Below are 15847 nucleotides of genomic sequence, written 5' to 3'. Positions count from 1 at the left end.
CCTTATTCCAAAATATTAACTGGCCCATGATTTTTGTCCGGGTTTGAGGTCTGTAGCACCATCGTAACGACCAGGAATGGCCAGGTATTCACGTGCCTGGGTACAGCCTATCTCTGATGCAAAATAGCCCAGAACGGTCAGGTCCCTGGCAATCACGAAAAAATAAGGTACATTCTTTTTGGCGGCCTTATCGGCTTTCTGTTGTGCAATGGTATCCAGACGCAATTTATTAACCAGTTGTTCCCTTTCCTGGCTGGAAAGGGAAAGGAAATCTTTGTTAAAATCTTTCAATGCTGTGGCCTCCATGGCTTTCAGTCCTTCGGCAAATGCTTCCTGCGTTTTTGCCGGGAAACAGTCTGTCACCATCATAGGTATAAAACTGCCTAAGCCAGCTGCTTTGGCACCGGGTATGTCTTTGGTTGTCGGGATGATGATCTCTGCGAGTTCTGCCAGGACCTGCTCCTGCCCTGCCGAGAATGAGACGGTGTTCTTCTCATTTTCAGGAAGGGTAAAACTCTCAAATAAAACACCAAAGGTTGTTGCGGATATTGCCGTACCCAACCAGACAGCGGTATTTTTAAGCGCTTCTCTTCTGTTCATTTGGTAATTGGTTGATTTGTGTATTTGGTTAATTTGTGTTTAAAATCAAGCATTGAAAGTAGCAGTTATTTACAGCAAATCAAAGTAGTTATTGTAACTTTTACAATAAGGTCTTTAGCTACCCCAAAAATGCGTTCCCTTAACGTTACCAGCCATAATTCTGCACTAAATTAGGATCCTTATCTATTTCGGTTTGCGGAACAGGCATCAGGTAATGTTTGTCTACGAAAGTACGGGTCTGGATTACGGTTGGCTTATAAAATACCGCTACACCTGCAGCTTCGGAAGTCACATTCAGTCCGGTTGCAGCAAGTTCTGCCGCGGCAGGACGTGCATTCAGGCCGTGCACTTCTCCGTTATCTACAGTCTTAGCGATCAGCCATCGGCGCACATCCCAGAAACGGTGATTTTCAAAAGCCAGTTCAATGCGGCGTTCGTTCTGTATGCGTCTGCGCATACCATCTTTGGTATTATCGGCAGCCAGTATAGGCAAGGCCGGCATAGACACGCGGTTCCTGACCAGGTTGATGTACTGGTATACGCTGGCATCAGGTACATCCAGGTATTCGTTCATCGCCTCTGCATAATTCAGGTAGATCTCCGCAAGGCGGAAAATCGGGAAGTTTCTTTTGCCTGTACCGGTGTTTGCATTCCGGTCTACCTCTGGCGAGATCCATTTACGCACATTATAGCCCCATGGATTGGTACCTGCCTTACTGGTTGCCCAGCCATCTGTCTGCCCGTTTCCGGCACCCCACCAGGCCAGCTTTACCGGTCGTTTCATCGCGTCAAAACGCCATACGGCATATTGAAAAAAGATGCTGGCATAAAAACGCGGATCGCGGTCTTTATACATATTGGAGATATTGCTTACATTCTGGTTTTTAATGCCATCCCAAAGTTGTCCGCTCCAGGTCCCTGTAGTTGCATACTGCGAACCCGGTTCGTTGATGGGATATCCATTTTTCATCTCATAAGCATCCACCATTTCTTGCAGGGGAGTAAACTTGCCGTTACCTTTAAAAGGCGGGCCATTGGGTACCAGCTGTCCGTCTATAGTTGTAGCATTGGCCAGGATGCGGCAAAAAATGGTTTCCGTATAATCCCTGGTGTAAAACTGGGCGGCGTAGTTCTGAACCGGGTTATTGGGAAAAGGGCTATACAGGTTGTAGATCCCCAGATCCATTACCTGTTTCGCGGCATCGGCTGCTTTTTTCCATTTTTCCTTATCGTATACGGGGTTAAACAAAGATTTACCATCATGGTTTTTGATGCCGCTGTACATGGGGTTGCCATTAAAAAGCGGACTGGCGGCATACAACAATGTGCGCGCCTTTAAGGCCAGCGCAGCTCCTTTGGTTACCCTGCCCACCTGTGCATCCTCCTGCGTTAACGGAAGTGTATTTACAATTTCGTCGCATTCCGAAGTGATAAAACCGACTACCTCATCAACCGAATTCCTGGAAACCTGTGTTTCTTCCAGGTTATCCGGATCAACATTAATGGCTTTTGTTAACAGCGGTACTGCTCCGTAACGCTTAAACAATTCAAAAAAGAACTGCGCACGGATAAACCTGGCCTCAGCTTTGTAACGGGGCACCCAGAGCGCATAATAATCGGCCCTGTTCAAGGGAATGGGCACGCCTTCAATCTTTTCAATAAAGATATTGGCACGCCTGATGTCCTGGTATTTTCCGCCCCAGTTGCCCATAGGATTGTCATTCTCGCTCCAGCTGCCCAGATTATACTTATAAGCAGTAACCCCTCCTGACGCATCATACCAATGGTGGAAAGATTCGTCTGTATAGGCGGCATAATCTGAAGTAAGCTCATTGGGCAAGGCGTTGTACAGGCGCGCCAGAGCCTGTTCTGCCAGGTTGATATTGCCATACACATCCTCCTCTGTGGTATATTCAGAAGGGACTACATCTAGGTATTTTTTACAGGAACTTCCTGCCACGAGTATTCCCAGTAAAAGGATGGCATAAGTACATTTTATGTTAATCTTGTTCATTTTATTACATTGCTATATTTAAACCAAAATTGATGACACGCTGCTGCGGGTAATTTCCAAAACCGTCGGGAAGCTCAGGATCAAAAACTTTGAGTTTATCCCAGGTATAAAGGTTTGTTCCGTTGGCGAATACCCTTATATTGTTCAACCTTATTTTTGTGAGCAGCGACTTCGGCAGTGTATAGCCGATCTCGACATTTTTGAGGCGCAGGTAATCGGAAGATTTAAGCCAGAAGGTAGAGTTCCGGTTGTTGTTGGCATTGTCGGCCGAAGTTAAGCGCGGGTATCTTGCATTGGGATCAGGATTTTGCGGACTGTACCGACCGGTCATGTAATCGGCCAGCACTGCGGTATTGTCGGCAAAAGCCCAGGCGGATACACCATTCAACCACCTTTTACCGCCTATTGCCCCCTGAAACAATATGTTCAGGTCAAACTGTCCGTAAGTATAGCTTGCCGTAAAACTAAGGACAGATTTGATCGCTGTAGGTGCCCCAAGATAGCCTTCATCCTGCGAATTGATCACACCGTCGCCATTACGGTCGAGGTATTTGATATCTCCGGGCTGTACTTTACCAAACTGCTGCACTGCACTGTTGTCAATATCAGCCTGATCTTTGAACAGGCCAAGCGCGGTTAAGCCATAAGCTTCAAAGATCTGGGTGTCCTTTTTCCCTTTATAGGCCAGCTTATAATTGGGTTCGGCAGCATAGTCAATGTTATTGGTCGAATAAGAATAAGCACCGCGCAGCATCAGGTTATGGTTACCTATCTTTTTACGCCAGGTCAATTCTGCCTCAAAGCCTTTATTGCTTACCCGCCCGGCATTGATAGCCGGCAGGCTCTGTACACCAATTACTTCCGGGATAATCAGGGCTGTAGTCAGGATCTGACTGCGTTTTTCCTGAAACACATCTCCGGTAAATACCAGGGAGCTGTTAAACAACTCGAGATCTAAACCGATGTTCGTTTTACGTGCCCTTTCCCAAGTCAGGAATTCGTTTCCTGTCGCACTTTCCTGTGCACCGCTGTAGCCATTGCCATCACTGGCCGCACCAAATTTATAACCATTGGTATTCCCGATCTGCCAGGTACTCAAATAAGCAAAACGTCCTACACTGTTGTCAACCCCTACCGTACCTATCGATCCGCGGAGCTTAACCAGATTAAAAGTTTTTGAATTGCTTAGGAAGGCCTCATTTGAAATGATCCAGCTGGCAGATACTGCCGGAAAGAAGCCCATACGATGTCCTTTTTTAAAGTTTTCAGAACCATTATAGCCTGCATCGAATTCCAGTACATATTTACGGTCATACGAATAATTGACACGTCCGACCAGACCAAGCTGCTTATAAGGCAATGCAGCAATGGCATCGCCACCATTGGTAAAGCTTTGCGACTGGTTGTAACGGATCATTCCGGTAAAGGCGTGTTTTTCGTTAAAAACACGATCGTAGTTGAGATAGGCCTCGTAGGTAGATTTGCGGCTTCCGTTTGCATTTACTGTAAACCCCAGCAAACCGTCGCCGGTGGTAATTTCGGTGTATTGCCCTTTTGTGAGGTCCATTTGCTGATCATCCGCCATGCTGAACTTATAAGTAGAATAATTCCTTTGCCGCGTAATGTTGCGGTAGCTCTGTGCATCGAATGCAAAACGTGTCCTGAAACTTAAGCCCGGGGTCACAAAAGGCATATCAAGTTTAAAACCTGCTATTGCACCCAGTGTGTTTTCAAACATCCTTGCGTAGCCGTATTGGGTTAATCTGCCGTAGGGACTTGGAGGTGAGTCTTTTTGTCCCGGTATAGAACCATCAGGATTGCTGAGCGGGTAAAGGTAAGGCGGCGTATTGCGCAGCTGTGGCCAAAAATCGCTGGCACTCTCATTCGGATAGTTCCTGTCCCGCACCACATCCGATAAGTTCAGTTCCATGCTCAGGTGTTTGGTGATGTCGACATCAATATTACTCCTGAAATTGTATTTGTTCATGGTGGCATTGATGTTATAATCGTTCAGGTTTTCATATTTGTAGAGACCATCCTGGTTCAGGTACGACATGGAAACAAAATACCTGGCAGAGCCTGATCCACCACTTACATTGAGGTTAGTCTGGTTCATGAGGGAATTCTTTTTCAGCAGCTCCTTATGCCAGTCTACATTTGGATAAAGGTATTCATAGGCAGGCATACTGCGGTCGCGGAACTTATTCAGATATTCATCTGTGTATAAGTTGGCATTTAGCCCGTCATTGTTCAGCGCTTCGCGGAACAGGGTCAGGGCATCAAAAGAATCCAGGTATTCAGGCAAACGTACAGGCGATTGGCTGGAAAGCTGGGAAGTGAGTGAGATGACTGGCTTTCCGATCTTACCGCGTTTGGTGGTAACCAGTACTACCCCATTTGCGCCCTTCATGCCGTATACAGCAGTTGCCCCGGCATCTTTTAAAATACTTACAGATTCCACCTCATTGGCATCGATGCGGTCAATGGCGTTTTCAATACCATCGACCAGGATCAGCGGACTACGTCCCTGGTAAGTACCAAAGCCACGGATATATAAAGTAGAGCCATCGGTTCCCGGCTCCCCGCTGTTTTGTATGGTTACCAGTCCGGGTAAACGGCCAGCCAGGCTGTTGGTTAAGCTGGCGGTTGGTGTCCGGATCAGGTCTTTGGTGGTAACGGCTGCGATGGAGCCGGTAACATTGGTCTTTTTTTGGGTTCCGTAAGCTACAACTACAACCTCACTAAGGTCAGATTTGACTTCTTTTAATACCACATTTAAGGTGGTACCGTTTATTTTCGCTTCCCGGCTTACGTAACCGACATAACTAAAAATAAGGATAAGGGCATCGTCAGGTACCTGCAGCTGGTATTTACCATTGATATCGGTAACCGTTCCGAGCTCCTTATGGCCTGCCACACGGACCGATACACCTGGCAGGGTCATACCTGCGGTATCCAGCACCGTCCCTCTGATGATCCGGTCTGGTTTCTTCTCCAGAACTTCCTCCCTGATCTTCTGTGGCTGTTTTTTAAGAATGATGGTATTCCCTACCACGCTGTAATTGATATGGTTGGGAAAAAGGATCTGTTCCAGCACTTTGCCCAGCTTTTCCTTTTTGAAGCTGGTATTGACAAATACCATGGGGCTGATCACTTCCGCCTGATATGCCAATTTTATGTTGGCCGTCCGGGAAATCTGCTCGATGGCATCCTGAAGCCTGACCTTGTCGAGTGTAACAGTGACCGGAATGTTTAAGATTTTTTGTCCGTAGGAACGGTTTGCATTTGCAATAGAAAAGAAGCTGCAAATGATTAAAAAGACAGCAGAACTGTATTTCATAAATAGTAAAACATGGTAAAGTACTCTACGTTCATATAGAGATTTTTTCATAAATTAGTGGAATTAATGGTAAGAAATTATACCTCATTTGCCCTATGATTTCGAAGTCCAGGCAAATCTGGTATCTGGCTTATTTTTAATTACTCCCTGTCCTGTTCATTCAGACAGGGTTTATTTTTAAGGCCCCTTTAATGTCATATTTTGCTGTTTAATACGGTAAGTAATCGTTTATTTATCTGGTTATGTGTGCTCATCATTTGCAGCCATTGCCCTTAAGCAGGTAACCCCCGGATGTACGAACCACCTGTGCATTGAGCACCTGTGAAAGCACAACCATGACTTTATTTATGGACTCGTTATTAAAATCTACAGAAATCCTGCAATCTTTAAATGCGGCGTTGACAGCTATGCTGACATCATATTTTCTTTCGATGGCGGCAAGTACCTCAGTCAACGCTGTCCCCTTAAAGATCAGCTTTCCTTCGCGCCAGGCGATCAATGTGGAAGCATCAACAGTCTTAACCTTCATTGAGCGGCCGCTTCGGTTATAGACCACCTGCAGGTTTGGCGTCAGGAAAACAGGCTTTGCACCAGCATCGGCGACCCCTACCTTTCCGCTAAGTACAGAAACACTGATATTTTCCTGTTTTTTATAAGCGTTGACGTTAAAGGTGGTACCCAACACCGTGGTGGTAAGCTGACCTGTACGGATCAGAAAAGGCTGTGTTTTGCGATGTGCGACCTCAAAATAAGCTTCCCCGGTTAGGCTGACTGTCCGGGTATTGCCTGTAAACTTGCTGGGATAGGTAAGCGTGCTACCCGAATTAAGCCATATTGTCGTTCCATCGGCCAGGACCAGGTTAACAACCTTACCATTTTCAGCCATGGCGGTCGCCATTTTTACCGGTTCAACCAGAGCGTCCTTGTCCAGTTGCAGATAAGCAAATATTGAAATGCCACCAAAAAGTACCGCAGCAACTGCACCTTTCCGGAATCTCTTAAAGAAACGCTTTTTCTTTTCAGCTCGTTCTATTCCGGAACTAATGTCACTGTAAAGGGCATCCTGATCAAATTCTGCACTTGTGATATCCAGTATCTGGTCATCCTGCTGCAATTCATCATAATAGCGCCTGATCTGCTCTTCTGTATTTGGTCTTTTTTTCATATCGCTTCATAATGTACGATGCAGAAAAATCGACCAGCCCCTAAATGAATTTGATTTTTTTACAAAAAGTCTGAAAATATAGAAACGAGGAAGATGAAATGGCCTATGGAAGCCTTTAACCTGTGAATGGCATTGGTAATGTGGTTTTCTACAGTTTTTACAGAAATCTGCATCCTATCGGCAATTTCCCTGTTGGAAAGTTGCTGCTTCCGGCTCAGTATAAATACTTCCTGACACTTATCGGGCAGGGCCTTGATAGCATTTTCTATAGCGATATTCAATTCCTTTTCTCTTACCCGGGTATCCGTGCTGTAATTGGAGGCCAGGAAATCAAGTGCTTCATTGTCGAGCAGCACTTTCTTTGTACGCAGTTTCATCAAAACCCTATTCCTTGTAGCCATAAACAGATAGGAACGTAAGGTCACAATTTTTAAGGCAGCCCTGTTTAACCACAGGTGAATAAAGAGCTCCTGTACAATATCTTCACATGTTGCCTTATCTCTCAATAAGTTGTAAGCAGAGGCATACAGCTTAGCAGCATATTTATGGTAAATATGCTTGAATGCACGCTGGTCGTCTGACTGGATCAGTTCCAGCAATTGTTCATCAGTCCAGATCGGGATCTCCTTACTGTGCATACAAAGGCTGTTTTATTTGGTTCATATCTGTAAGCTGGCAAGCACAGGTATTGCCGGCTGCAAGATATAAACTTACAAATTAAAAAAACAAATCCTAAAAGGAAGCTCGTTTTAAGACCGCGAAACTAGCCGTACAAGGTTATTTTAATATTAAATCAACATTAAAAATTAAAGCCGACAGACAGGTATAGCATGCTGGTTTCTTTGGAAGCACCTACACTGGCCTGCAGCAGTATCACCTCTCCAGGCATTACATACAGGCCGCCGCCATAGCCCTGGTGCCAGCGGCCGGACTGCTCTCCTTTTTCCCAGACCCGACCAACATCGGTAAAGCCCAGTATCCCTACCGTACCCGGAACCAGGTAGGAAGTGAAATTGAAGAGCTTAAGCCTCAGGTCGAGGTTATTATAGAACATCGATGTGCCTGTGAAACGCTTGCTGTTAAAGCCCCTGAGGCTATTCAGCCCCCCCAGTTGCATGCGCTGAAAGAAAGTCGGATCGCCAATAGTAGTGCCGCCACCGGTTCTGTTGGCAATTACAAAACCCGATTTACCGGGATTAATGTAAAAGCGGAATTCGGAAGTAATGGCCCCATACTTATCGCCTGTTTTATCCAGCCGGTGCTGGGTAACCAGGCTTGTTTTCCAGAATATCCCCTTTTTAGGTATAGCCACATTATCCCTGCTGTCGTAAATCAGGCCGGCTACAAAACCACCGTACCATTTGTCACCAAATATATCCTGCTCAGGGTTTAGCGCATTGTATTCGTTAAAAAACTTTTCCTTATTGCCTGAGGCCGTACTGGTATAATAAGACAACAACACCCCGGCGTCTAATCTTAAATGCCTGGCCAGTTGCCTGCCGAGTTTAAGATCAGCGTTCAGGTAATCGTAGCGATTGCGGTAATAAGAGATGCCATCTTCCCGCTCATCCCCTTCATCATCATCAAAATCGTGATCTATGTTTTCAGTATTATTGCCTAAGCCGAAGAAATTGCTGAGGTTATTCGGGCCGAGCAGATTGGCATGTATGGTCAGGTCATTATTGCCGATTGCTTTTTTAAAATCAGACACATAATCGAGGATAAAAGACCTGCGGCCACTGTTATAATTGGCCCAGAACTCATGTTTACGTGCATAAGGGGATTTCCGAAAGCCCTGCTTTTCGATCACATAACCAAGACCGATCTGTATGCCCTGGTCGATGTTATAGCCCCCGTTAAAAAGCACACCTGTACGGTCGTATAGAAAGCTGTTTTTATCGAAACGGTTCACCAGAGAATCATTCGAGAGCCTGAATTTTGCAGCCGAACGAGCCGGGAACTTATTTGAACTGTCTGGCCTGTCGTAAATAAAAGGTTTGTTTTTTACCTCTGTTGCTACCTGGTATTGATTTACAGCAGTACCACCTATCAGACGGACACGGATTTTAGAAGAAGATGCGCCTTCGACAATAAAAGTATCTTCGCCATCTATGCCAAACAGCCGCAGCTCTTTGGTGATCTGCTGATCAAAGGTTCTTTTATAAACCAAACGTCCCTGTTTACCTTCTTTATTGATGTTATGAATGCTGATTTCTACATCGCCGTTGTCCAGGTTCTTTACTTTAAGGATCTCCTTTTTGGCAGATGCGGGTATATCTACATGAGTAGACAGGAAACGGTAATAATGCTGCGTAAGCGAGTCCAGCTTGTTTTTTCTGGAGGTAAAATTATGGATCAGTTCTGCTCCGTTCAGCTTAAAAATGGTATCGGGCATTTGTTTGAATGCCTGAAGTATGATCTCTTTGCTGAGCTTTTGCTGTACATATTCCGCTTCTTCCTTCCAGTCCTTTTCGCTGAGTTCATTTAAAAAATAACGGTCGAAATACCGTTCATTGAAGCTCCAGTGGTCTACATCCCTGATGTTATCGCTGTAAGGCTGTAAATGCGTTTTCAACCATTGGTGGGTAAGCACCCATGGAAAAACGCCTGTGGTTTTGTAAAAGACCTTGTCACGGTCGCGCGGCACAGGAATATAGGTGGTTTCACCTTTGTCCTTTTCTGCCAGCCAGCGCCAGTTGTCTTCATGACGGTCCCAGTCGCCCAACAGGAAATCGAGCATCCTTGCCCTCAGTGTGAGCCTTTGATCGGCCCTGGTGTCATTGTTCTGCTGTATTTTACGCTGTGCTTTTTCGGTATTGTCTGTTTCTTTTTCAAAAGGGCTTCGTTCTTCGATCAGGTAAACCGCATTGGCAAAGTCTTTCCGGTATTCCTTTAAGCCCGGATCATCCCCTACATACACAATTTCCGGTTTGGAATGCGGAATGCCAAGAGCTGTAGCCAAAGTTGGAACCACCAATGAGGCAAAAGGATGGTTGGTAGAGACCTGGTCCTGGGCAATGTCTTTGGCAATGGTGGCCCTTAGATTTTCGGCCATGCCCTGCTCCGGGTACTTCTGAACGGTACGCAAAGCCCATTCCTTACCGGTAGGGTCTACCAGCCGCAATGAACGCGTTTGCATTCCCCCTCCCAATTTTACGATGCTGAGTCCGCCTTTTTCCTTTTGAAGATCTAGGATGCGCAATTTTACAGGGGTGGCCCATATCCTACGGTAGCTTTCGCCAAGCCAGAAACGATGAAATGCACCTACACTATTGTACTCTGGTGCAACTGCTATGGTAATGGAGTCTTTTGCAGAAGACAACTGCGCTTTGGCAGCCGAAAAGGTAGTAACAACAACCAGTGTAAATAGTAATACTTTTTTAAAATGCATATTTATTGTTTTTTCCAGTATTACCGTAGCTATTGATATTTGACGCCTATCCTCAGGGCTTTTAGACCTTCGACTCCCTGTAACTCTTCCAGTTCAAGGTGTTCCAGGTCATCGTTCAATAAACGTTTGGCCTGTAGCTTTTTGATGTATCCGATATATTCTTTGGCTTCAGTACTGTTAAAATAAACAATCGCTATTTTACCGGGCTGAGTAAGCCGTTCTGTTGTATCTTTGATCAGCGCTTTATCAATACGTTTCTTTACCATTTGGTAACGGATATTGTAGCTCCCCTCTACATCAAATCGTTGTTCATCGATTCTGAAACTGATGTCAATTGGTTTCTCATATACAAAGATCAGCTGCGTAGTTTCCAGTGGCGTTGAAAAATATGGGCCCAGGTTATTGGTTGTACGGGCAATTTCGGCCAGCACACGCAGCTGCCTTAACCTGAAATCGTGCAGAATACCAGGAGGAAAAGCGATGCCAGGGGCTATAGACTGACCAAGGTACATGTCGAATTCCACACCATCTGTCCTGAACTTTTCGAAATAACATGGGTAAATGCTTTGCAATTCGGCATTGAACTCATCCAGATGTCTGGTTACCGCTACATTGATCATTTGCATGCTCTTTTCGTAGCGTTCCCTGTTTTCAAAGATCCTCCCTTTATCGCCCGTCAGTTTAAAATAACTGTCTACCACCCCGGCAACTTCCGGATAGGCTTCCTTCAGGTGCAGTAAGGTAGCAGGAATCTGCCGCTGCAGGTAATCTTCTGTTTTAAATATCTCCCGGTCCGAAAGTTCGTCCAGGTGTTTGTAGTTCCATACCGCTGCTCCTTTTGGAATTTCATTTTCGGTACAGCCACTGGCCTGATCCCTGATGCCTCCCAGTGTTTTCTCAAGGATTTCAAAATGGGCATAGAGGTCCCGCCTGATAGCAGCATTACGCTGTATACTGGAATTACGGATGTCTACAGCGCCATAAAATGGATAAACATCCCTGAAGAATACCGGTTCAATAGGAAAATTCCGGTCCCTGGCCCCCGATTGTATGTAATTGTAGGCGGCTTCATGGAAACGCCATTGGACAGAGGGCTGCAAGGCTGTAAATTTATCCATAATAACATCCTGTATATCGTTGTTAAAATCGATAATAACCGTATGAAACAGTTGTGCAAGCAAAGGGAACGCAGTTTCTATCTTACTAAGTGTATGCCCGTTAAACTGGCTGGAATCTTTGGTATACAATTCCAGGCAACCTACCATGCGGGCATTGTAATACAGTGGGAACAAGGCATAGGATGTGATACCTTCTGTTCCAAGCAGCTTTAACATGGGATACTTAAGCTGCTCCTCCGCAGTTATTTCCGGGAATATCAATGTCCGGGGCTGCCCAACATAATCTTCGATCAGCCGGTTGTAGTTCTGTTCGTCAAGTCCCTGTTCCTTAGCCAGGGTAATCAGGACGCTATTGAAACCGGAGAGTTCATTGAGCTGAAGTTTATTGTTCAGTTTGATGTAAGGGATGAGCCCGAAATTAATCTGATCTGTTCCAACCAGTGTTTTCAGCGCAGTGGCAATCTCCTCTGTATGCATTCCCTGCTGAGACTCATTGTGATGTATGACCAGGTTTTTAACCGTTTCGAGGGCATATTCGCTGGTTACTTCTGTTAGGGTAACAATGGTGATCCCTTCAATCTTAAACAGCTCAGGCGGAATGATCTTGGTGAGCATTTTTAAGGTATTCCGCTCGTCCTTAATGTAGTCTTTTACGTCTTTCAGGTTAAACTCTGGTAATTTAACCCTCGTGGTAACGTCAAGAAAGCGGGTATCCACATTCAAACGGTAATATTTCAGCAAATGCGTCTCGGGATCTACAATCGCATGGATCACCAGCTGATCGCCCGTTAATGAGAAATTGTAAAATTTCTCCATCACGATATTGTAGAATGCAGAAAGCAGCTTTTTTTCCATTTCCTTTTCGGATGGCAGGTCGATACCGGATTTTAGCCCACACCTGTCCTCATTCATAAAAACGTTGTAAAAAGCATTTGTCCCATAATGAAAACATGGGGAAACTGGTGTACCCAGCGCCCAGTAGTGCTGTTTTTCTTCGTTAATGATGGGTGATAAAGCGGTATATATCAGTTCAAAAAGCTGGCTGTAGTGCTTTGCATTTTCCGGCAAAATCGGATCTTTAAGCTCAGGATACGCATTAAACTGGCCCAGTATATATTTGTAAAAATTAACTTTTACAGTCTTCTCCTCTTCCGCCCTCCGCTCAACATATTCAATAAAAGGGCGCAAAGAGAGTTTAATATCAGCACCAACAATATGTCGGCCGGACTGGGTTATACTCTTATTTAGATCTAGCGTTATTGCCTGCATTTATATGTTTTGTTAGGGAAGCCTGGCAGCTGCGTTTCAAATTTACTACCTGTTTCGGCATAATCAGTAAAAAGAAGGTAATTATTTCTTCTTAGCTGGTAAATATCTGAATTTTATAATGTTGCCATCGTTGATCTCATCCCCTTCATTGGAAATAAAGAGGTTCAGGTTGTTGTCGAAAGCAATGCCTTCAGGTTGGTTAAAGGTAGTTGAACTGAGGCGATGCACGGCGGTGATCTTCCAGCTGGCGTCAGCAACCAGCAACAGTTTATTTGTAGAAGACAGGATGTACCACTCTTTAGTTGCTGGGTTCTTAGCCAATGCGGAGGGGCTTAAACTGGCTTTAAGTTTAGGGTTTAGTGCTTTGATCTGGTTCAGATCCACACTAAAAATTGCCGGACCGCTAAGGCTGTCGGCAGCTGCATTATAATCGAAAACATAGCCTGTAAGCTGTTTGGTCTTTTTATCCTGCGGACAGCTTTTACATAAGACATAGAGTTTGCTGGTCTCCGGATCAGCATACATCCCTTCGTATTCGCCTTTAGGCAGTAGCTTTTTTCTTTCCTTAACCTGGTCAGATTCCTCTTTAACTGCTTCCGAAAAAGGGAATGAATAGATGCTGCCATTGCTTTTCAACACAAATACCCGCTCATGGAAAATAGCCAGGTCTTCGTAATCGCCCTTCGGAGCAAATTTCATATTGTGTTGCTTTTTAACGTCCCATCCTTGCCTGAACAGCTTCCCATCCTCATCCTGGATGCTGTATACCGTATCGCTGTTGCCCTTATAAAAAGCTATTCCGGATATTTCCAGCAAGCTTGAAGGCATATTGAATTTATCTGGCTTGGTAAAGTCATATCCTTTCGGACTCGTATACTTCTTTCCTCCCGGATACTTACATGCACATGCCCCAAAAATGGAAAGCAACAGTACAACGTATAAAAAATTCTTGTAAAAAGGTTTCATAAGCAGCTCTGGTTAGCCTTGTTTATCCTGCAAAAATAGGTAAATTGATTCCTGAACATTATCATTTAGCTGTAAGTTAATGATTTTGATCAGCAATTGCTTCAGGTCCTGGTCATAAACCGGAAAACAAACCTCTATCCTGCTGTAAATGTTACGGTTCATCCAATCGGCCGATCCCATATAGATTTCCTGCCTCCCATTGTTCTCGAACAGGAATATGCGCCCATGTTCCAGGTAACGGTCTACGATCCTGGTAACGGTAATGTTTTCACTGAGGCCAGTCATGCCAGGTATCAGGCAGCAGATGCCCCGGACGATCAGCTTAACCTTTACCCCCGCCTGCGAAGCCTCATAGAGTCTGGTGATCAGTGTACGCTCCTCGAGATTATTTAATTTTATAGTAATTCCCGCTTGCCTGCCAGCACGGGCATGTTCGATTTCCCTTTCTATCAGTTCCAGAAATCTTTGCTGCAGGTTAAACTGCGCTACCAAAAGGTGCTCAAAGTTAATCATGTCCTCGGCAGCAGGGGCTTTTTTGTTTTTACTTAAAAATCCAAAAAGTGCTTCCAGTTCTTTTAGCATCGGCTGATGCGCAGTCAGCAGGATCTGATCGGTATAGAACCTCGCCGTAATTTCGTTCAGGTTCCCTGTTGCGAGCAATCCAAGGTATTTGACCTCTCCACCAATCCTTCTTTTTACCAGTGCAACCTTGGCATGTACCTTCAACTCTAAGCTGCTGTAAATAATCTTCACACCGGCAGCTTTCATTTGTTTGGCCCATTTGATGTTGTTTGCTTCATCAAACCTGGCTTTCAATTCGACCAGGGCTACTACCTTTTTTCCGTTCCTTGCGGCGGTCATCAGCGCACTTACAATTCTGGAATTACTGGCCACCCGGTAAAGTGTGGTATATATTTCTTCAGTATGGCTATCGTTTGCGGCTTCGTTAAAAAATCGAAGCACCGGGTCGTAGCGCTGATAGGGAACATTGATCAAAATGTCTTTTTTAGGGATAAGCTCAAAAAGCGTCTCCCTTTCAGGTATGTGAACAGCTGTGGCTGCCGGCCATTTGGGATAACTGAATTCATCCCCCTTTAACGGAAAATTACCAAGGTCTTTTAAATTGTGATAGGTCCCTCCCTCGACAACAGCGGCCTTGTGCAGTTTCAACGCATAAATGATGCGGTACAGGCTCCTTAAAGGAATACCCGGCTCGGCCAGAAAACGTGTAGCGAAACCAAAATCCCTGGCTTCCAGCTGACGTTCCAGCGCCTCTGTGAGGTCGGCCTCTGTCCCGCTTTCAATTTTAAGTTCAGCATCCCGGGTGATTTTGAGGTTAAACACCCCTTTGATGGCATCGGCCGGAAATAAATAGTCTATGTTGTGTTTGATGATGTCTTCCAGAAAAACAACATACTGCTTATGACCTTCTGTGACCGGATATAACCTGGGCAAGGTTTCAGAGGGGATGTTGATCAGCTCCAGCCGTTCCTTCCCCGCTTTGTCTTCCAGGATAACCAGCTGGTAAAGTTTATTGTTCTCGGCAAAAAAATCGGCTAGGTCGTTGTCTATGCAAACCGGGTAAATATAGGCCAGCACTTCTGTAAAAAAGACTGCTGCTACTTTTGCTGAAATATTTTCGGGGATGGGCTCATTGTAGATCCAGTGAATGTGATGTGTCAAAAGCTCGGGAAGGATCTGTTCTTTAATAATGACACCAAACTGCTGCTGCTGTTTGTTGATCTCAGCTTTGGCCAGTTCGTAATTACTGACTTCGTCGGTGGTTTTATGGTGTTCGTTCACCGCCATCAAAACAGGGATCCTTACCCTGTAAAACTCGTCGAGGTTGGATGAATAGATGGACAGAAATTTAATGCGTTCCAGCAAGGGCACTGTTACTTTTCCGGCTTCCTGCAGTACACGTCCGTTAAAGCTAAGCCAGCTTAAGTCCCTGTTGTAAAAAACAGCTTTCTCCATAAAGTGA

At 45.1% G+C, this 15847-nt stretch carries 9 protein-coding genes; all 9 read right to left on the bottom strand.

Going from position 1 to position 15847, the window contains the following annotated elements:
• Nucleotides 1-15: 15 nt before the first annotated feature.
• The 9 genes from B9A91_RS14920 to ppk1 all read right to left on the bottom strand — a co-directional run bounded on the left by B9A91_RS14920 (nt 16) and on the right by ppk1 (nt 15840).
• On the bottom strand, nt 16-600 hold the full coding sequence (locus tag B9A91_RS14920) for a gluconate 2-dehydrogenase subunit 3 family protein (protein ID WP_084239816.1): 585 nt from the start codon (nt 598-600) through the stop codon (nt 16-18).
• A gap of 145 nt (nt 601-745) precedes the next feature.
• A complete protein-coding gene (locus tag B9A91_RS14915) occupies nt 746-2614 on the bottom strand; it encodes a RagB/SusD family nutrient uptake outer membrane protein (RefSeq protein WP_084239815.1) in 1869 nt (622 codons plus the stop codon).
• A 4-nt stretch (nt 2615-2618) separates the two neighbouring features.
• Complete coding sequence (locus B9A91_RS14910) at nt 2619-6005, bottom strand: SusC/RagA family TonB-linked outer membrane protein (protein ID WP_084239814.1); 3387 nt, start codon at nt 6003-6005, stop codon at nt 2619-2621.
• A gap of 202 nt (nt 6006-6207) precedes the next feature.
• On the bottom strand, nt 6208-7119 hold the full coding sequence (locus tag B9A91_RS14905) for a FecR family protein (protein ID WP_084239813.1): 912 nt from the start codon (nt 7117-7119) through the stop codon (nt 6208-6210).
• A 59-nt stretch (nt 7120-7178) separates the two neighbouring features.
• A complete protein-coding gene (locus B9A91_RS14900; protein ID WP_084239812.1) occupies nt 7179-7757 on the bottom strand; it encodes an RNA polymerase sigma-70 factor in 579 nt (192 codons plus the stop codon).
• 161 nt (nt 7758-7918) lie between these two features.
• Entirely contained in the window at nt 7919-10510 is a 2592-nt protein-coding gene (locus tag B9A91_RS14895; protein WP_084239811.1) for a BamA/TamA family outer membrane protein, read from the bottom strand.
• Nucleotides 10511-10539: 29 nt separating this feature from the next.
• On the bottom strand, nt 10540-12897 hold the full coding sequence (locus B9A91_RS14890; RefSeq protein ID WP_084239810.1) for a GAF domain-containing protein: 2358 nt from the start codon (nt 12895-12897) through the stop codon (nt 10540-10542).
• An 81-nt stretch (nt 12898-12978) separates the two neighbouring features.
• Nucleotides 12979-13863: an SdiA-regulated domain-containing protein gene (locus B9A91_RS14885; RefSeq protein ID WP_084239809.1), complete on the bottom strand. Its 885-nt coding sequence runs from the start codon at nt 13861-13863 to the stop codon at nt 12979-12981.
• A 12-nt stretch (nt 13864-13875) separates the two neighbouring features.
• Nucleotides 13876-15840, bottom strand: a complete 1965-nt coding sequence (ppk1, locus tag B9A91_RS14880) for a polyphosphate kinase 1 (RefSeq protein WP_084239808.1) — start codon at nt 15838-15840, stop codon at nt 13876-13878.
• Nucleotides 15841-15847: the final 7 nt, after the last annotated feature.

The organism is Pedobacter africanus (genome assembly GCF_900176535.1).
Classification (GTDB): domain Bacteria; phylum Bacteroidota; class Bacteroidia; order Sphingobacteriales; family Sphingobacteriaceae; genus Pedobacter; species Pedobacter africanus.
Note: the sequence above shows the minus strand (reverse complement) of the source record. Positions and strands in the feature narration are given on the sequence as shown.

Excerpts from the sequence above, each read along its gene's own strand:
- B9A91_RS14920 (WP_084239816.1), bottom strand. The coding sequence starts at position 600 with ATGAACAGAAGAGAAGCGCTTAAAAATACCGCTGTCTGGTTGGGTACG.
- B9A91_RS14915 (WP_084239815.1), bottom strand. The coding sequence starts at position 2,614 with ATGAACAAGATTAACATAAAATGTACTTATGCCATCCTTTTACTGGGA.
- B9A91_RS14910 (WP_084239814.1), bottom strand. The coding sequence starts at position 6,005 with ATGAAAAAATCTCTATATGAACGTAGAGTACTTTACCATGTTTTACTA.
- B9A91_RS14905 (WP_084239813.1), bottom strand. The coding sequence starts at position 7,119 with ATGAAAAAAAGACCAAATACAGAAGAGCAGATCAGGCGCTATTATGAT.
- B9A91_RS14900 (WP_084239812.1), bottom strand. The coding sequence starts at position 7,757 with ATGCACAGTAAGGAGATCCCGATCTGGACTGATGAACAATTGCTGGAA.
- B9A91_RS14895 (WP_084239811.1), bottom strand. The coding sequence starts at position 10,510 with ATGCATTTTAAAAAAGTATTACTATTTACACTGGTTGTTGTTACTACC.
- B9A91_RS14890 (WP_084239810.1), bottom strand. The coding sequence starts at position 12,897 with ATGCAGGCAATAACGCTAGATCTAAATAAGAGTATAACCCAGTCCGGC.
- B9A91_RS14885 (WP_084239809.1), bottom strand. The coding sequence starts at position 13,863 with ATGAAACCTTTTTACAAGAATTTTTTATACGTTGTACTGTTGCTTTCC.
- ppk1 (WP_084239808.1), bottom strand. The coding sequence starts at position 15,840 with ATGGAGAAAGCTGTTTTTTACAACAGGGACTTAAGCTGGCTTAGCTTT.